General features: G+C 41.0%; 19 protein-coding genes. 18 read left to right on the top strand and 1 reads right to left on the bottom strand.

The features are described from left to right. The first annotated feature begins 32 nt into the window (after positions 1-32). The 5 genes from glpX to RI196_RS17610 all read left to right on the top strand — a co-directional run bounded on the left by glpX (position 33) and on the right by RI196_RS17610 (position 4,111). A complete protein-coding gene (gene glpX, locus RI196_RS17630) occupies positions 33-998 on the top strand; it encodes a class II fructose-bisphosphatase (RefSeq protein WP_063389037.1) in 966 nt (321 codons plus the stop codon). Between the two features lie 272 nt (positions 999-1,270). After that, complete coding sequence (rho, locus tag RI196_RS17625; RefSeq protein ID WP_063389036.1) at positions 1,271-2,548, top strand: transcription termination factor Rho; 1,278 nt, start codon at positions 1,271-1,273, stop codon at positions 2,546-2,548. Positions 2,549-2,686: 138 nt separating this feature from the next. Next, a complete protein-coding gene (rpmE, locus tag RI196_RS17620) occupies positions 2,687-2,887 on the top strand; it encodes a 50S ribosomal protein L31 (RefSeq protein WP_063389035.1) in 201 nt (66 codons plus the stop codon). Between the two features lie 85 nt (positions 2,888-2,972). Beyond that, positions 2,973-3,545: a thymidine kinase gene (locus RI196_RS17615; protein ID WP_063389034.1), complete on the top strand. Its 573-nt coding sequence runs from the start codon at positions 2,973-2,975 to the stop codon at positions 3,543-3,545. Positions 3,546-3,679: 134 nt separating this feature from the next. Further along, the gene (locus RI196_RS17610; RefSeq protein ID WP_066251326.1) at positions 3,680-4,111 is read left to right on the top strand and encodes a hypothetical protein; all 432 of its coding nucleotides are present in this window, start codon (positions 3,680-3,682) and stop codon (positions 4,109-4,111) included. A gap of 89 nt (positions 4,112-4,200) precedes the next feature. Here RI196_RS17610 and RI196_RS17605 read toward each other — a convergent pair whose 3' ends face one another. Continuing rightward, entirely contained in the window at positions 4,201-4,695 is a 495-nt protein-coding gene (locus RI196_RS17605) for a MerR family transcriptional regulator (protein ID WP_311066662.1), read from the bottom strand. 562 nt (positions 4,696-5,257) lie between these two features. Here RI196_RS17605 and prfA point away from each other — a divergent pair. From prfA to RI196_RS17540, 13 genes are all read left to right on the top strand, one after another. Further along, entirely contained in the window at positions 5,258-6,328 is a 1,071-nt protein-coding gene (gene prfA / locus RI196_RS17600; RefSeq protein ID WP_063389031.1) for a peptide chain release factor 1, read from the top strand. A gap of 3 nt (positions 6,329-6,331) precedes the next feature. Continuing rightward, positions 6,332-7,192, top strand: a complete 861-nt coding sequence (gene prmC, locus RI196_RS17595) for a peptide chain release factor N(5)-glutamine methyltransferase (RefSeq protein ID WP_130156429.1) — start codon at positions 6,332-6,334, stop codon at positions 7,190-7,192. A 114-nt stretch (positions 7,193-7,306) separates the two neighbouring features. After that, positions 7,307-7,951, top strand: coding sequence for a stage II sporulation protein R (spoIIR, locus tag RI196_RS17590; protein WP_066251316.1), 645 nt, complete (start codon positions 7,307-7,309; stop codon positions 7,949-7,951). A 64-nt stretch (positions 7,952-8,015) separates the two neighbouring features. Continuing rightward, positions 8,016-8,447, top strand: a complete 432-nt coding sequence (locus RI196_RS17585; protein ID WP_063389028.1) for a GNAT family N-acetyltransferase — start codon at positions 8,016-8,018, stop codon at positions 8,445-8,447. 174 nt (positions 8,448-8,621) lie between these two features. Further along, positions 8,622-9,665 carry an L-threonylcarbamoyladenylate synthase gene (locus RI196_RS17580; RefSeq protein WP_311066661.1) on the top strand — a complete coding sequence of 348 codons (1,044 nt, stop codon included), beginning with the start codon at positions 8,622-8,624 and terminating at the stop codon, positions 9,663-9,665. Positions 9,666-9,927: 262 nt separating this feature from the next. Beyond that, positions 9,928-10,473 (top strand): manganese efflux pump MntP, encoded by a 546-nt coding sequence (locus tag RI196_RS17575; protein WP_063389026.1) that lies wholly within the window; start codon positions 9,928-9,930, stop codon positions 10,471-10,473. A gap of 262 nt (positions 10,474-10,735) precedes the next feature. Further along, positions 10,736-11,140: a low molecular weight protein arginine phosphatase gene (locus RI196_RS17570; protein WP_311067378.1), complete on the top strand. Its 405-nt coding sequence runs from the start codon at positions 10,736-10,738 to the stop codon at positions 11,138-11,140. 16 nt (positions 11,141-11,156) lie between these two features. After that, positions 11,157-12,452 carry a methyl-accepting chemotaxis protein gene (locus RI196_RS17565; RefSeq protein WP_066251307.1) on the top strand — a complete coding sequence of 432 codons (1,296 nt, stop codon included), beginning with the start codon at positions 11,157-11,159 and terminating at the stop codon, positions 12,450-12,452. Positions 12,453-12,468: 16 nt separating this feature from the next. Next, positions 12,469-12,915 (top strand): ribose 5-phosphate isomerase B, encoded by a 447-nt coding sequence (rpiB, locus tag RI196_RS17560; protein WP_063389024.1) that lies wholly within the window; start codon positions 12,469-12,471, stop codon positions 12,913-12,915. Between the two features lie 12 nt (positions 12,916-12,927). Continuing rightward, positions 12,928-13,476: a TIGR01440 family protein gene (locus tag RI196_RS17555; RefSeq protein WP_311066660.1), complete on the top strand. Its 549-nt coding sequence runs from the start codon at positions 12,928-12,930 to the stop codon at positions 13,474-13,476. A 503-nt stretch (positions 13,477-13,979) separates the two neighbouring features. Then, positions 13,980-15,221 (top strand): serine hydroxymethyltransferase, encoded by a 1,242-nt coding sequence (gene glyA, locus RI196_RS17550; RefSeq protein WP_311066659.1) that lies wholly within the window; start codon positions 13,980-13,982, stop codon positions 15,219-15,221. 189 nt (positions 15,222-15,410) lie between these two features. Beyond that, positions 15,411-16,040 (top strand): uracil phosphoribosyltransferase, encoded by a 630-nt coding sequence (gene upp, locus RI196_RS17545; protein WP_063389021.1) that lies wholly within the window; start codon positions 15,411-15,413, stop codon positions 16,038-16,040. Between the two features lie 169 nt (positions 16,041-16,209). Further along, positions 16,210-18,456: a S8 family serine peptidase gene (locus RI196_RS17540; RefSeq protein ID WP_311066658.1), complete on the top strand. Its 2,247-nt coding sequence runs from the start codon at positions 16,210-16,212 to the stop codon at positions 18,454-18,456. Positions 18,457-18,598: the final 142 nt, after the last annotated feature.

The following is an 18,598-nucleotide window of genomic DNA, read 5'->3' as shown; positions in this document are numbered from 1 at the left end:
ATGAAATGACATCAAAGGGGGAGGAACACAAAATGGAAAGAAGTTTATCAATGGAACTTGTACGTGTGACAGAAGCAGCTGCCCTTGCGTCTGCACGTTGGATGGGCCGCGGCAAAAAAGATGAGGCGGATGATGCCGCGACCTCAGCAATGCGAACCGTTCTAGATACGATCCCGATGAAAGGAACAGTTGTGATTGGAGAAGGAGAAATGGACGAGGCTCCGATGCTGTATATTGGGGAGAAGCTTGGCAACGGCTACGGCCCGCGTGTCGATGTCGCCGTAGATCCATTGGAAGGAACCAATATTGTGGCGTCAGGCGGCTGGAATGCACTTGCAGTTATAGCGGTAGCCGACCATGGGAACATGCTCCATGCGCCAGATATGTATATGGACAAAATTGCAGTAGGGCCTGAAGCTGTCGGGTGCATAGATATTGATGCTCCGATTATCGACAATTTAAAAGCTGTTGCAAAGGCGAAAAATAAAGATATCGAAGATGTTGTAGCAACTGTTTTAAATCGAAAAAGACATGAGCATATTATTCAAACCCTTCGAGAAGCGGGTGTTCGCATTAAACTGATCAATGACGGCGATGTCGCTGCGGCAATTAATACCGCCTTTGACCATACGGGCGTTGATATTTTGTTCGGATCTGGAGGGGCTCCTGAAGGAGTGTTGGCAGCAGTTGCTTTAAAATGTTTAGGAGGAGAAATACAAGGAAAGCTGCTGCCGCAAAATGACCAGGAGCTGGAACGATGTAAAAAAATGGGGATTGATGTCAACAAAACTCTTCGAATGGAAGACTTAGTAAAAGGCGATGATGCGATTTTTGCTGCAACAGGTGTAACGGATGGCGAGCTGTTAAAAGGTGTGCAATTCAAAAGCTCTATTGCAACGACTCATTCTGTTGTGATGCGTGCGAAATCCGGAACAGTGCGCTTTATCGATGGCCGCCATTCTTTGAATAAAAAACCGAATTTAGTTATTCGATCTTAGTGAGAGGAGACGAATAGATCTCCTCTGCTTTTTAAAAATATACCCTTCAAAATACTTTCCGCTGTTTTTTAGCTTGAAATGTATTGCGAAAAGTAAAAAAATAAGGTAAAAATAAAGAGGTTGTTATAAAAAGATTTCTGCTTTTAAGCTTCCTACCTTCCTGCCTCCTTCTCAATCCATTTGTCCTTACATTTTCAAACAACATAATTTTAATGGATGGAAGAACGAAACGTGAAACATTTTGAATATGGTAAGAAAAGCGTGGTGTAAGTATGAGCGAGATTTCCATTTCAACTCTTGAAAATATGAAATTAAAAGAGTTGTATGAACTAGCACGGCAATTTAAAATTTCATATTACAGCAAATTAACAAAAAAGGAATTAATTTTTGCAATATTAAAAGCAAATGCGGAGAAAGAAGATTTGCTATTTATGGAAGGCGTCTTAGAAATCATTCCTTCTGAAGGATTTGGTTTTCTGCGTCCAATTAACTATTCTCCCAGCGCAGAGGATATTTATATTTCAGCCTCGCAAATCCGCCGTTTTGATTTAAGAAACGGCGATAAAGTATCTGGAAAAGTCCGCCCGCCAAAAGAAAATGAACGATATTACGGATTGCTGCACGTTGAAGCGGTAAATGGCGACGACCCCGAATCTGCGAAAGAACGCGTCCATTTCCCGGGCCTTACTCCTCTTTATCCAAATAGACAAATGAAATTGGAAACCGAACCTAAAAATTTATCAACAAGGATTATGGATTTAATTACACCAGTCGGCTTTGGACAGCGCGGTTTAATTGTGGCACCCCCTAAGGCAGGAAAAACAATGCTTTTAAAAGAAATTGCCAATGCCATTACGACGAACCATCCTGAGGCTGAACTGATTGTGCTGCTTATTGATGAACGTCCTGAAGAGGTAACCGATATTGAACGTTCTGTAAAAGGGGATGTCGTAAGCTCAACTTTCGATGAGGTGCCGGAGAATCATATTAAAGTCGCTGAACTCGTTCTTGAACGAGCGATGCGTCTTGTGGAGCATAAACGGGATGTCATTATTTTAATGGACAGCATAACCCGGTTGGCCCGCGCGTATAACTTAGTAATTCCGCCAAGCGGCCGGACGCTGTCAGGAGGGATTGACCCTGCCGCATTTCACCGTCCAAAGCGGTTTTTTGGGGCGGCGCGGAACATTGAGGAAGGCGGCAGCTTGACGATATTGGCAACTGCGCTTGTAGATACGGGATCGCGAATGGATGATGTCATTTACGAAGAATTTAAAGGAACGGGAAATATGGAGCTTCATCTTGATCGTTCATTAGCGGAAAGGAGAATATTCCCTGCCATTGATATTCGCCGTTCCGGTACACGAAAAGAAGAATTGTTAATTCCGAAAGAGCATTTAGAAATGTTATGGGCGATTCGAAAATCTATGTCGGATCAGATGGATTTTGCTGAACGCTTCTTAAAGAAAATGCGCCAAACGAAATCAAATGAGGAATTTTTTGAAATGCTAAAAGAAGAATGGAAAACAACTGGCATAAAAAGTTTCTAACTATGTTGCATTTCTTGTAAACCCTTGTTATAATTTTTTCATGTGTGTTTAAGAATGTTGAAGCGTGAAATAATTGCACGTTTCCGAATAGATAAACTCTGTTTCGAAATGATTCAGGGCGTAAAGGAGTTGAAAACTATGAAACCGGGAATTCATCCAAATTATAAAAGAGTACTCGTAAAATGTGCATGCGGAAACGAATTTGAAAGCGGTTCTGTTAAAGATGAGGTGCGCGTTGAAATTTGTTCTGAATGCCATCCGTTCTATACAGGCCGCCAAAAATTTGCAACTGCAGCCGGACGTGTAGACAAATTTAACAAAAAATACGGTCTTAAATAATTATGTAAAACAGGCAGTCTTTTCATTCTGCCTGTTTTTTCACTTATTTGACATGTTTTTATAAAACGGGGAGAGATTTTTAAATATGGCGCAATTGTTTTTTAAATACGGGGCGATGAACAGCGGCAAATCCATCGAAATTTTAAAGGTTGCTCATAACTATGAGGAACAAAACAAATCGGTGCTGATTTTCACGTCTGCCATTGATACTCGTGATGAAGTTGGATATGTATCAAGCAGAATTGGCTTCAGACGAAAAGCGATACCGATCTACGATGATACGAATATTTTCCAAATTGTGAAGGAGTATCAGCCTAAGCCGTACTGTGTGCTAGTGGATGAGGCACAATTTTTAAAGAAAAAGCATGTACTTGAGCTTGCGGATATTGTTGACAAATTGAATATTCCCGCAATGGCGTTTGGATTGAAAAACGATTTTCAAAATGAGCTTTTCGAAGGAAGCAAATATTTGCTGCTTTTTGCGGATAAAATTGAGGAAATGAAAACGATTTGCTGGTTCTGCGAAAGGAAAGCAACAATGAATTTACGGATTGACGACAACGGCAAACCGGTATATTCGGGCGAGCAAATCCAAATCGGAGGAAATGACAAGTACTATCCTGTCTGCCGAAAGTGCCACGCGAATCCGCCGTTATGAATCATTGCTTATTTGCATTAGATGGGAAGAAACGTTGTCGGCAAAGTGTGATGAAGAGAATCTTACGATAAGGAAATATTTTCATTTAAAAGAGCTGATCCTTTTGGGCACCTTAAGAACAGGAGGTGCTTTTTATGCGAATATTGATACCATTCATTTTGGCGGCAATATATTTACTGTCAGGGTGTGGAACGGCGGATAAAATATCAGATAATCGCTCATTAAATCTCGATCATAATGGATCCAACCTGATGACGAGGGACGTTAAGCCTGAAAATACAGGAGATGTGGTCGACCAGCAAACACAAAATCCAAACATAAATATTGCGAACAGCCCCTTGACGATCAGGGAAGCAAAAGAACAAATCGTCCGTACACTGGAAACTGAAAAAGGTTTAGAGCTCGATTCTTTTTGGACAAATGGGGACGATGCTTGGGCGGTTATTTATACATCGCAAAAATTGACGGAACAACAACGCGAAAACCGGCAAAAGGAGCTGTATGACAAGTTGCAGCGCGCACTGCCCCGATACAACTTGCATGTTCAGTTAATCAATAAAAAATAAAACTCGTTCACCGATTGAGCGAGTTTTATGAAAGAACTTATAAATCGAAAATTGATTTCGTGTATCGAGTGTGTGTCATGAAGACGGGCTTATAAACCGAAAATGGAGCTAAGCAGCGTTTTATATACTGCCTTCTTTTTTCGGGGTTTATCAATCGAAGACATTTGAAGTTCAGGCATATTTTTTTTGCTTTCAAGCTCTTTTATTTTTCTTTCGAGCGTCTCGATCCTTCCTGTCAGCTCTTCAATTTCCTTTCTTTGCACTAAAAGCTGATATGACACGACATCGTCAGCTTTTGAATAGATCATTTGCTCCAGATCCGCTATTTTTTTCAACAATTCGTTCGAAACCGTTCCACTAGCATTTTTAGCCGATTCTTTTCTTTTCGCTTTTACTATTACTTGTTGCATTGGAACTCCTTGTTTTATTTGATTGTGAACTTCTTTGAGCAAGGCGATATCCTCGTCAGAAAACATATAATGTCCAAGTTCGTTCCGTTCCATTGGAAGATTAAGCTGTTTGATCCAGCGCTGAACTGTTTTCGGAGAAACACCGATTTTTTTGGCAGCATCGGTTGTATTCATCGAACCTCCCCTTTCAAACGATCATAATATACATATTCAGCTTTTTATAGGAGAACCCTTCCTGTTTGACAAAACAAGCGGTCATCCGGCAAAAGTTCTAGAATATCGACAGAGGAGCCGGCAATTATCCGAACGTTTGAAACTGCGAGAGCTTCAAAAAATATATTCTGTTCCATTCGGCCGCTGATTCTATTTCATGGCAGAATCATTCGTCCGCATACATCTGGTTTTGTCTGTCAGCCGACTTGATTTTGTCCTGCACTCTAGATCAAAAACGAAAAATTTTAACAGGTTCCTAGTTTTGTGCAAATGATGGCAGCATATTGGATTGATTAATCGCTTTTTAACAAAACCTTGATTTGATTATAAAAGCCGTCCGAACCTGTAAAATCGACTTTGCAGCATCGCATATCGAAAAAAGCTTTTTTGCTTCCCAATTGTTAAAAACGGTTGTTTTTGACTGGTACAGTTTCCTATACTATAATTTAGAAAGTTACAAACGGTGCACCACATAGGAGTTTCCCTATGAGTGGGCTATGATTAAAAATAGAGGTGAAATTCCGTGTTAGAACGTTTGCAAGCGGTTGAAGACCGATATGAAAAATTGAATGAGCTTTTAATGGATCCGGAGGTTGTCAACGATCCGAAAAAGCTGCGCGAATATTCGAAAGAACAATCTGATCTTCAAGAAACGGTTGAAGTTTACCGTGAATATAAAAAGGTAAGAGAGCAGCTAGAAGATGCAAAAAGCATGCTTGAAGAAAAGCTTGATCCAGAAATGCGGGCAATGGTAAAAGAGGAACTGGCAGAGCTTGAAGCGCGGGAAAGCGAGCTGATTGAGCAATTAAAAATTTTACTGCTTCCAAAAGATCCAAACGATGAAAAGAACGTTATCATGGAGATCCGCGGTGCAGCAGGCGGAGAGGAAGCAGCGCTTTTTGCTGCAGACCTTTACCGCATGTATACTAGGTATGCGGAAGATAAAGGCTGGAAAATAGAAGTGATGGAAGCAAACACGACCGGGACTGGCGGCTATAAAGAGATCATTTTTATGATTACAGGAAAAGGAGCCTATTCCAAATTAAAATTTGAAAACGGTGCCCATCGCGTGCAGCGGGTACCGGAGACGGAATCGGGAGGCAGAATTCATACGTCAACTGCAACAGTCGCCTGTTTGCCGGAAGCGGAAGAGGTAGAAGTAGAAATTAACGAAAAAGATATCCGTGTTGATACATTCGCATCAAGCGGTCCTGGGGGACAAAGCGTTAACACTACGATGTCAGCTGTACGTTTAACACACATTCCAACCGGAATTGTCGTATCCTGCCAGGATGAAAAATCGCAAATAAAAAATAAAGAGAAAGCCATGAAGGTTTTGCGTGCCCGCATTTTAGATAAATACCGCCAAGAAGCGCAAGCGGAATATGATCAAAACCGAAAGCTTGCTGTTGGAACCGGTGATCGATCGGAACGCATTCGTACGTACAACTTCCCGCAAAACAGAGTTACAGACCATCGCATCGGTCTCACATTACAAAAGCTTGATCTCATCCTAGAAGGAAAATTGGATGAAATTATCGATGCCCTCATTTTAGAAGATCAAGCGAAAAAACTGCAATCCCAAGGGGAGTAAACCATGCCGAAAGTTTTCGAAGCCCTCAAATGGGCTTCTTCTTTTTTAAAACAAGCGGGAAGAGATGAGAATGCGGGAGAATTGTTGCTTTTGCATCATATGAAGAAAAGTCGGGCGGGCTTGCTTGCCGATTTAAGAATGGATATTGACAAACAAGTATGGGAAATCTTTCAGCAGGACGTGCAAAAACATGCTCAAGGGATGCCTGTGCAATATATTATCGGTTGCGAACAATTTTACGGCCGCCCTTTTAAGGTGAACGAGCATGTATTGATTCCGAGACCGGAAACGGAAGAGCTAGTTCAAGGCGTGCTGCTCCACTCTGAACGTTTATTTTCTGAAAGGGAGCAAATCGATGTTGTAGATATTGGCACGGGGAGCGGTGCTATTGCCGTCACATTGGCTCTTGAAAATAAAAAAATGCGCGTGTCTGCCACCGATATTTCCGAAAAAGCGCTTGCAGTGGCAAAAGAAAATAGCGAAAAGCTTTGTGCTAATGTGCATTTTTATCAAGGCGATTTGCTGAACCCTATTATAAATGCAAAGCAAAAAGCGGATGTTGTTGTGTCCAATCCGCCGTATATTCCGGATGAAGAAATCATGGAGCTGTCAACGGTTGTAAAGGACTGGGAGCCGACATTAGCGCTTTCAGGAGGAGCGGACGGCCTTTTGTATTATCGAAAAATTGTGGAGCAGCTTCCAGATGTGATCCGCTACCCTGGATTAATCGCATTTGAAATCGGGCACGGGCAAGGAAAAGATGTGAAAAGCATGCTAGAGAATAGGTTTCCAAAAGCAGAGGTACAAATTGAATACGATATGAATGGAAAAGAACGGAAAGTATTTGCTGTCCTTTCGTTATAATAAGCTTTTCGAGCCATTCCCTCCTTTTCTAGCAAACTTTAAATCTGAACCAATTTTATGTTTAAGATCTCTCTCTTCTGTCGATAATGACGTACTGAAGGGAGAGGAAAAACGATGAAAAAGAAATTATCTGTTATATATATTTTTTTAATGCTGTTTGGCAGCCTATTAACAGCTTATGAAATGCCGACAGACGCAAAACAAAATGAGACGGTGATCATTCCTGACGAAGCCATTCGTCTGCGAATTTTAGCAAATAGCGATTCTCCGGAAGATCAAGCTTTAAAACGGAATGTTCGGAATGCGGTCAATGAAGCAATTAATCAATGGGTTCAGGATCTAACTTCGATTGATGAGGCGCGTAAAATCATTCGAGCAAAAATACCAGAAATTAAGGATATCGTCCAAAGCGTTTTAAAACAGGAAAACAGCAGCCAATCCTTTACAGTGGAGTTTAAAAAAATTCAATTTCCGACAAAGCTTTATGGAAATTTCCTTTATCCGGCTGGAAACTATGAAGCCATATTGATCACTCTTGGAGAAGGAAAAGGAGCCAACTGGTGGTGTGTGTTGTTTCCGCCGCTTTGCTTTGTCGACTTTTCAAGCGGTGAAGCTATTCAACAGGATGAAGAAAAGGATAAAGTAAAAGAAGAAAAGAAATTAGAGAAAACAAAAAACTTATTCGCTCCTGAAGAACATGATGAGGAAGTAGAAGTGAAATTTTTCTTAGTAGAATGGTTTACAAATCTGTTTTCATAGGTCTAATTCAGCTTTTGCCTCATACATTGATTACTAGATTTGTCCGAATAAAAGGGGTGAAAGCGTGTATTATTCATTGCGGTTTGCGGAAAGGGAAGACTTAAAAACCATTCAACAATTTGCAGATCAAGCGGGCGTTTCCACGGAAGGCTTCGACAACAGCCATTTTATTATTATGGAGACTGATCATGGTGAAATAGCGGGATGTCTAGGAATGGAAGTCATCAATCAGGATGGTCTCCTCCGCTCTTGCGTTGTGTCCAGCAATTTGAATCAAGGACATATCATCTCCCTATTAAAATCGGCAGACTTATTAATGGAACAGTTTCGTTTGAAAAATATTTATTTTGCAGTCAACAAAAATTCTGTAGCAGAGTTATTAGAAATATTGGGATTCAAGAGGATTCAAGCGGATGAATTGCCTTCCCACATGCTTGCGTCAAATCTGATGAATCAGTTGGTATCCGTTCCAAATGTAGAGTTTATGGTAAAATAACGCTAAGGATACGTATAAATTATACACAATATCCACAATATTTATCCACTGCAATCAACAGCTTTATCCACAATTTGTGGATAAAGCTTGTTCTTGAAAAATAATTGAACAGTTTCACTATTGCTTAGAAAGATTCATAACACTCGTTCATGTATTAGCAAAGGAGTAAACGAAATGAAAACGAAGCATTGGATTGTGGATAATTTAGAGCATGTTACAAAAAATTCTCCACAAATTGTTCAGGCAGCCGAACTATTGAAAAAAAATGAATTGGTTGCCTTTCCAACAGAAACAGTCTATGGACTAGGAGCAAACGCGAAAAGCGATGAAGCAGTAGCAAAAATTTATAGCGCGAAAGGAAGACCGAGCGATAATCCGTTAATTATCCACATTGCTAAAAAAGAACAGTTAACAGAGATTGTGGATAGCTATCCCGATTGGATTGATCCATTAATTGACCGTTTTTGGCCAGGCCCGCTCACCCTTGTTTTGCCAAAAAAAGAAGGTCTGTCGAATCTTGCCACAGCAGGATTATCAACAGTAGCAGTGCGCATGCCGGATCACCCTGCAGCATTAGCATTAATCGAAGCAGCAAATCTGCCGATTGCAGCTCCGAGCGCCAATCTTTCCGGAAAGCCAAGTCCCACTTCTGTTAAACATGTCATGGATGATCTCGAAGGGCGAATCCCGGGAATTGTCGATGCAGGCCCTACTGGACTTGGCGTAGAATCAACAGTACTTGACTGCACCGAGGATATTCCAGTGATCCTGCGTCCAGGTAGTGTTACAAAGCAGCAATTAGAAGAAGTCATCGGTTCGGTGCGCATAGATGCTGCGCTGCTGAATCAGGAGGAATTGCCGAAAGCGCCGGGCATGAAATATACACATTATGCACCTGATGCTCCTTTAACGATTGTCGATGGAAGCAAAGAATTTATTGAACAATTAATACAAAAAGAGAAAGAAAAAGAAAAAAAAGTCGGGGTGTTGACAACAGAAGAAAATAGTCGTTTTTACAGTGCGGATAAAATTGTTGTCTGCGGAAAAAGAAGCGATTTGCGAACAGTTGCCAGCGCACTGTATGATTCGCTCAGAAAGTTTAATGAAGAACAGCTGGATGTATTATTCAGCGAAGCGTTTCCTGCGGAAGGAGTTGGACAAGCTATTATGAATCGCTTGTTAAAAGCTGCATCCCACCGGATCATAAAAGAACGGTAAACTTTTAATGCCTTGAACAAAAATCGGCGCTCAGGCCGGTTTTTTTGAGTCCAGACTTTCTGATCCTTTGTTTAACAGGCGGAATTGACAGATCAAAAGCAAATATAAAAATGGTAAAGGCTCATCTGCCATCGCACGCATAGGCAGAAACAGATCGCGCAGTTAAATAAACAGAGATCAATGAACCGGGCGCCATTCTTTGTCATAATGTCCCTCTGACGTGCATATCGTTCAATATGCGTGTCCGGGGGAGGTTATCTATATGGCTGCAGAAATAGTAACTTTATTTTTAATGGCATTTGCATTAGGGATGGATGCCTTTTCAGTTAGCCTTGGGATGGGCTTAGTTCGTTTGCGATGGAAGCAAATTTTTGACATCGGTATATATATTGGGATTTTTCATATGATCATGCCGCTTATCGGAATTGTCTTGGGGAAAGTACTATCGGAAAAGTTTGGTTTAGTTGCCATGTATATTGGAGGATGTCTGCTCACTCTTTTAGGAATTCAAATGATTTATTCGTCTTTTAAACGCGATGAATCGCCTTTCATTGCACCGGTCGGCATCGGCCTGTTCCTTTTTGCGCTGAGCGTCAGTTTAGACAGTTTTTCGGTAGGATTAAGTCTAGGTATCTACGGAGCGGAGGTTTTGTTAACCGTCGTAATGTTTGGTTTTATGAGCATGGTGCTCACTTGGAGCGGGTTATTGATCGGCAAACGGGTTCAAGATTGGTTCGGCACATATAGTGAAGCTTTTGGCGGCAGCATTTTGCTTGTATTTGGCTTGAAATTATTATTTTCAATGTAGAAAGCTGTATTGTCTAAACCAATCATTTGAGCACAGTCATTGGACCTGCTTTTTTTGTTAATTTTTTTGGTTAAATATGCCTATTATGCAAAAAAATTGTGACTTTTTGTCGATAATAAAAATAAAAAAAATTCCTCATGGTTTCCATTCTTTCGAACTTTTTGATTATAATGAAGGTAACATCAAAAGGGAGAGATAGAAGGGAGAAAACCTTGTGACAAACATTTTATTCGTTTGCACCGGAAATACATGTCGAAGCCCGATGGCGGAGGCTATTTTTAAGCATTTGCAAAAAAACGGCGGATTTAACGTTCGTTCAGCAGGCGTGTTTGCATTGGATGGGCAAAAAATTTCAGAAAATGCAAAAAAAGTGCTGGAGGAAAAGGGAATACATGTTGAGCACAGTGCTTCAAAACTTACGGAAGAACATATCGATTGGGCAACATATGTATTTACGATGACTAAAGATCATAAAAACATATTATGCCAATTTTTTCCTAAAGCAGCCGAAAAAACATTTACGGTAAGCGAGTTCGTTGTTGGAAAAGATGGGGAGATACGTGATATTACCGATCCGTTTGGCAGTTCCGTGGAAAAGTACAGAAAAACAAGGGAAGAGCTGGAGCAATTGCTTCAAAAGCTTATTTCAAAATTAGAAACAAATTAGCAGGCAGGTGGACTCTGTGAAAAACAAGAATCGATACAAATTCAGCATCCGTTTAAAAATCGTCATCTTTATTACGATTGTTGCTCTTATTACATATTCAACAAGCGGATTTTTCATTTATGTTGTATACGAGTATGTGAAACAATATATTGACCGAACATCTTTTACCATTTTGACGTTGACTCTTGGAATCATATGGTCAGGGATTTTAACAGCTATTGCAGCTGGATTTCTTATTTCTCCGCTAAAGCGGCTTGAAAAGGCTGCTCTTATAGCGGCCGATGGCGATATTTCCGTAAATGTTCCTGACATCAAATCAGATGATGAAATTCGGTCCTTAAGCAGAGCCTTTAATGAAATGCTTTCCAATTTAAGACATATGGTGAAAAACATTGAAATAAATTTTGAGCAAACAAATGAGCAGGTGAAACAAATACATGCTGCAACAGAACAGGCAACAAGACAAGCTGAAAGCATTTCATATACGATTAAGGAAATTTCAACAGGAGCCGACCAATCGGCGGCTGCTATTCAGGAAACAGCAGAAGCGGTGGAAGATACGGTAGAGCTTGCTAGTCAGGTAAAAGAAAAAGCAAAAGTATCCGAAAAAATGGCAAATGAAATGGTTCAATCACTTGACCAAAGCAAAAAGATATTTCAATCTTTAATTAAAGGGATTCAATCGTTGGCCGAAAAAAACGAGCAATCTATTTTGGCGGTACAGCGTCTTGAAGAAAATGCCAAAAAGGTGGAGACTATTGTATCCCTTGTCGGCGATATTGCCGATCAAACAAACCTGCTGGCGTTGAACGCGTCAATTGAAGCGGCAAGAGCAGGTGAACACGGCAGAGGGTTTGCTGTCGTTGCGGAAGAAGTTCGAAAGCTTGCTGACCAAAGCGCCAAAGCTGTTCAAGGAATTTCCGAGCTGATCTCTAACATTCAAAAAGAAGTAAGCAATGTTGTTGAACAGATTGGAGATCAAGTGAAAACAGCTCGACAAGAAGCGCAAAGAGGGAAAGAAACAGAGAAAATTCTTGTCGAGATGTCGAAATCGATTTTGCATGTTGCCGAAGCGGTTAAGGTGATCAGCGAGCTGATGGACGAACAGCAAAAAAGCATTCAACAAACAGGAGCGCAATCCGAAGAAGTGGCAGCGATTGCCGAAGAGACATCTGCTGGTGCACAGGAAGTGGCCTCATCTGTACAAGAACAAGCTGATAATATTTCTAACATTAATCAATTAACGAGAGAGCTTGAAGCAAGCGCTCAGCAGCTAAAGAAAGTAATCGATCGATTTACTTATGAAAAATAAAAAGGAGGAGCAGCTAGTGAAAGTTATAATTGCCTCAGATCACGGAGGGGTCAACATACGTGAAGAAATCAAAAAATTGCTTGACGAGATGAATATCGAATACGAAGATATCGGCTGCGACTGTGGGACATCAGTTGATTATCCTGATTACGCATTGCCGGCAGCTGAACGAGTCGCGAAAGGCGAATTTGACCGCGGTATTTTAATTTGCGGAACAGGGATCGGAATGTCAATAGCGGCCAATAAAGTAAAGGGTATTCGCTGCGCCCTTGTACATGATGTGTTTAGCGCAAAAGCAACCCGGGAGCATAACGACAGCAACATGCTTGCAATGGGTGAACGTGTCATCGGGCCGGGACTTGCCCGCGAAATTGTGAAAACGTGGCTGACAACTGAATATGTGGGAGGCAGGCATGCGAATAGAATAGAAAAAATTTCAAAATATGAAGAAACCCATTTATAAGGTGATGATCGAATGCCGGAATTGCAAGAATACCGGGAACAGCTTTTAACAGTGTTGGCCGATTTTAAAGAAAAAGCACCAATTCAAAAAGGGCAGCTGATTGTCATAGGGTGCTCAACGAGCGAAGTAATCGGAGAAAAAATCGGTACTGCCGGAAATACGGATGTTGCCGAAATGATATTTTCTGCATTATCGGAATTTCAAAAAGAAACAGGTGTAGAGCTCGCTTTTCAATGCTGCGAGCATTTGAATCGCGCTCTTGTCGTTGAACGGGAAACAGCAGAAAAGCGCAATTACGAAATCGTTTCTGTCATCCCAATCCCGAAAGCAGGCGGTTCCATGGCAGCGTTTGCTTATGAGCATATGAGGGATCCGGTTGTTGTTGAATTTATTAAGGCAGATGCAGGCATTGACATCGGAGATACACTTATTGGCATGCATTTAAAGCATGTTGCTGTCCCTGTTAGAAGTTCGGTCAAGCAAGTCGGACAAGCCCATATAAACTTAGCTTTTAGCCGGCCGAAGCTTATCGGCGGTGCGCGGGCAGTTTATACAAAATAAACATTCGAATATTAGCAGTGCGAACTTACGTCATGGTTTGTGCTGCTATTTTTTTATAAAAGAAGTGGAGCGGAACGAAAAAAAACATGCACATCATTTCTTTGAAGTATCGGGGCCCCTCCATCTTTAGAAATTGTAAGCAAAAGTCGTATCAAACTTTGATGCGATTTTGTTTAGTGAAAATACAGGTTGCCGATCATTTCCTGCTTGACGACTCTGTGCATTGAGCTAGGTATAGAAGCTCCGTTGGTCGAGTTGTACAAGACATGATTCATTTTACAAACTGATAGTTTAAGTATACAGGCAGAATCGAGGTTTTAAGAAATTCCGAATTAAAAACTATTCATGCCAAAAAAAGTTTGGAAAGAATACGCTTACATAAAAGAAAAGGGTTGCCAAAGGATGATCAATACGGTTATTCTGATTAATAAGTAGATCGGCATGACGATTTTGTCGCTCGCCTGTGCCGTTCAATCGATGAAAGACTAGAGGGGGAACATTTCATGAAATATATTCAACAACAGGATCCTGAAGTATATGAAGCGATACAGAATGAATTAAAGCGCCAGCGTACGAAAATCGAATTGATTGCGTCTGAAAATTTTGTCAGTGAAGCGGTAATGGAGGCCCAAGGTTCTGTATTAACAAATAAATATGCAGAAGGTTATCCGGGACGTCGCTACTATGGAGGATGCGAATATGTTGACGTTGCGGAAGATTTAGCTCGCGAACGGGCGAAAAAAATTTTTGGAGCTGAGCATGCAAACGTTCAGCCGCATTCCGGTTCTCAAGCCAATATGGCTGTTTACTATGCTGTCTTAAATCATGGGGACACTGTTCTCGGAATGAATTTGTCTCACGGCGGCCATTTAACGCATGGAAGTCCGGTAAACTTCAGCGGAATGCAATTTAATTTTGTTGAATACGGTGTTGATCCTAACACTCATCTTATCGATTATGATGATGTTCGAGCTAAAGCTCTTGAGCATAAACCGAAAATCATTGTTGCTGGTGCCAGCGCTTATCCTCGTGAAATTGATTTTAAAAAGTTTCGGGAAATCGCTGATGAAGTGGGAGCTTACTTAATGGTTGACATGGCTCATATTGCCGGCCTTGTTGCTGCAGGTCTTCATCAAAATCCTGTGCCGTACTCCCATTTTGTAACAACTACGACGCATAAAACACTTCGCGGTCCAAGAGGCGGAATGATTTTATGCAAAGAAGAATTTGCAAAACAAATTGATAAAATCATTTTCCCAGGCATTCAAGGCGGTCCGTTAATGCATGTTATTGCAGCAAAAGCGGTAGCATTGGGAGAAGTTTTACAAGAAGAATTTAAAACATATGCGCAAAACATTATCAACAATGCGAAGCGGCTGGCAGAAAAATTAAAAGAAGAAGGACTGACTTTAGTATCTGGAGGAACAGATAACCATTTGATTTTAGTTGATGTCCGCAACCTGCAATTAACAGGAAAAGTTGCTGAACATGTTTTGGACGAAATCGGCATTACTGTGAATAAAAACGCGATTCCATACGATCCTGAATCACCTTTTGTTACAAGCGGAATCCGTATTGGAACGGCAGCTGTCACAAGCCGCGGTTTTGGTTTGGAAGAAATGGATGAAATCGGATCGATTATTGCATTTGCATTGAAATTCCATCAAGACGAAGTTAAATTGGAAGAAGCGAGAAAACGGGTGCAAGCTTTAACAGAAAAATTCCCGCTCTACCCAAATTATTGAGGAAATATTGAGTGTTCGAAGCCACATGCTTCGGACGCTCTTTTTTTTATTTTAATTTTCTGCCTCTTAAAACTATTTAAAATGGATTTCATCGTTTGGAATGTTGTCGAAAAAGGTTGGTGAAAATGTTGAAACTCAAAAATTTTTTCTGTAAAATCTATTGAGGCAAAAGAAAAGGAGATGTGAAACTTGGGCAAAGTGTTTGTATTTGATCACCCGTTAATTCAGCATAAGCTATCCTATATTCGCGATAAAAAAACCGGAACAAAAGAATTTCGAGAGCTTGTGGATGAGATTGCTACATTAATGGCGTTTGAGATAACACGAGATCTTCCGCTGGAGGAAGTGGAAGTAGAAACCCCGGTAGGAGTAGCGAAAACAAAAATCTTGTCAGGAAAAAAACTTGGGGTTATTCCCATTTTGCGTGCGGGGCTAGGAATGGTTGACGGCATTTTGAAACTGATTCCTGCCGCAAAAGTCGGCCATATCGGGTTATATCGGGATCCGAAAACATTAAAGCCTGTAGAATACTATGTAAAACTTCCTTCTGATGTGGAAGAGCGGGATTTCATCGTTGTTGACCCAATGCTGGCTACCGGCGGTTCAGCAGTTGAAGCAATAGAGTGTCTAAAAAAACGCGGTGCAAAAAATATCCGTTTCATGTGTCTAGTAGCTGCTCCTGAAGGGGTAAAAGCAATGGAAGAAGCTCATCCAGATGTCGATATTTACATTGCCGCACTTGATGAGAAATTAAACGACCATGGCTATATCGTACCAGGTTTAGGAGATGCAGGAGACCGTTTATTTGGTACAAAATAACAGGAGAGGGCGAAGTCCCCTCTCCTTCTTTTTAGTAAAGTATAGGAAATTCATTATAGAAGGAACAGCATATTCCCGCTCCATCAATTTCTCACTTTTCCCTTAAAACGACTTTTTTCATGCAATAAACTGATGTTCATAGCGAACAATAAGTGCTGAGGTGATAGAAATGGGAAACCCTTCAGTGCGAATTTGTTTGCTTTTTTTCTTCATTTTCCACGTTTTTGATGTAACTGCTTTTGCAAAGACCTTCCCCGAACATCCACAAATCCCTGAAGAGAATGCTGATGAACAAGTCACAATGATCATTGTTTTGTCAGATCAGAACCTTTCAAAAATAAAAGAGTTGATTCAAAAAAAATATCCGGAAATAAACATTTGCTGGGAATATAAAAAAACGTTTACCGGATTTTCAGTAAAAGGGAAAAAAAGAGATCTAGATCAGCTAGTAAAAGAGCCTTACATTGAACATGCAGAGCCTGTAACGACTTTTCAAGCAACGGTTGAAGAAAGTGTTCCTTTTATAGGCGGCATCGATGCACGCGGCTATTTTGACGCGAAGGATGAAAGATTGACAGGAAAAGGAGTGAAAGTAGCTGTTATAGATACGGGGATCGACTACAACCACCGAGATTTACAAAAAAATTATCAAGGCGGATTTGATTTTGTAGATCAAGACAAAGACCCAATGGAAACAGTCGCGAAAGACAATTCGAGGACAATTCACGGCACTCACGTAGCAGGAATTATAGCGGCAAATGGAAAATTGAAAGGGGTTGCTCCGGAAGCCTCCATCATTGCCTATAGAGCGCTTGGCCCTCATGGGTACGGGACGACAGACCAAGTTATTGCAGCGATTGAAAAATCGATTGAGGATCAGGTAGATATCGTAAATCTTTCCCTTGGCAATGATGTGAACGGTCCGGATTATCCGACAAGCCTGGCGTTAAACCGAGCCGTTGAAGAGGGGATAACTGCAGTTGTATCAAGCGGAAACTCTGGACCTAACATTTGGACCGTCGGTTCGCCTGGCACTGCAAGCAAAGCAATTTCCGTCGGCGCATCGACACCGCCGCTTGACGTAAAGTATTTAACCCTTTCAGGATTTCAAAAGAAAATACCAGCTGAATCTTTGTTCAATTCTGCCCCTTGGACAACAATTAGAGGACGGATAGAATATGCAGGCTTAGGGGAGAAAAAAGACTTTAAACCTTCTGTTAAAGGAAAAATAGCCTTGGTGAAGCGCGGGGAGATCACGTTTGCCGAAAAAGTGAAAAATGCAAAATCAGCCGGAGCCCAAGCGTTGATTATTTGCAACAACATGAAAGGGAGATTTACCGGCAATTTAGAAGAAAAATTGGACTTTCCTGTTGTCTCCATCTCAAAGGAAGATGGCGAATGGCTGCTGAAACAATTGAATGAAAAATCGTTCATCAAAACAACCATTCAGATAGAAAAAGATCGCCTCGCACCCTTTTCATCAAAAGGACCGGTAACAGTCACATGGGAAGTGAAGCCCGATCTTGTCGCGCCTGGTGTAGCAATTGACAGCACAATACCTAAAGGGTATATGGCTCTTCAAGGAACAAGCATGGCTGCTCCGCATATAGCAGGTGCAGCGGCATTGATCAAACAAAAGCATCCAGATTGGTCGCCGGAACAAATAAAAGCAGCTATGATGAATACTGCTAAACCGCTTTATGATCAAAATGGAAGGCTGTACAAGGTGTTTGAGCAGGGGGCGGGAAGAATCGATATTTTATCGGCTGTTCAGACAAGAGCTCTCATTTATCCGGCATCTCTATCATTCGGTCAATTTCACAAAAATATCGGCAGGAAAAAGAAAGAGATCACGTTAACTCTTGAAAATCTCTCCGATCAAGAAAAAACGTTTGTTTTTTCTAAACCGCATTATCAAAAAGGGGTTCAATGGCAGCTCCCTATTTCCGTAAAGGTTCCTGCTAACGGGAAAAGAGAAGTATCCGTCTCGATTGATGTTGCACCAAAATCATTGAGGGAAGGATTGTATGACGGGACTCTTGTTGTAACAGCCGGCAGCCAGACAATCCGCCTTCCATATTTATTCGTTGTTGGCGAACCGAATTATCCAAAAATCATGGGATTTGAATTTGGGCTTGCCGATCAAGGGAATATGTACCATTATGAGCTTTATTTGCCGCAAGGGGCGGATGAATTCGGGATTGCCCTGTATGATCCGGACACTTTAACATTCAAAGGCTTTTTAGACTGGCAAAGAAATATTCCGGGAGGTTTGTTGAAAAGAGACATTTCCGGGCAATTTAAGGACATTCCAAACGGCGTTTACAAAGCGCTTATTTTTGCAAAAAAAGACGGGGAAGAAAGCAGCTATGAAACGACAATCATTTTAGATAAAAAAATATTAAAAAGTCAATAGAAACACCAAAAATATTTGTGAACAAATTGTGATATTATTAACAAATAGCTCAACTTTTGACGTGAAACAGATTGACATTGATTGGTGCCTATTGTATGCTAAACGGGGTGGGATGATAAGGTTTTCAACAGCCTTTTAACAT

This window comes from Aeribacillus composti, assembly GCF_031760945.1.
GTDB lineage: Bacteria > Bacillota > Bacilli > Bacillales > Aeribacillaceae > Aeribacillus > Aeribacillus composti.
This window is presented reverse-complemented; position numbering and strand designations above follow the sequence as displayed.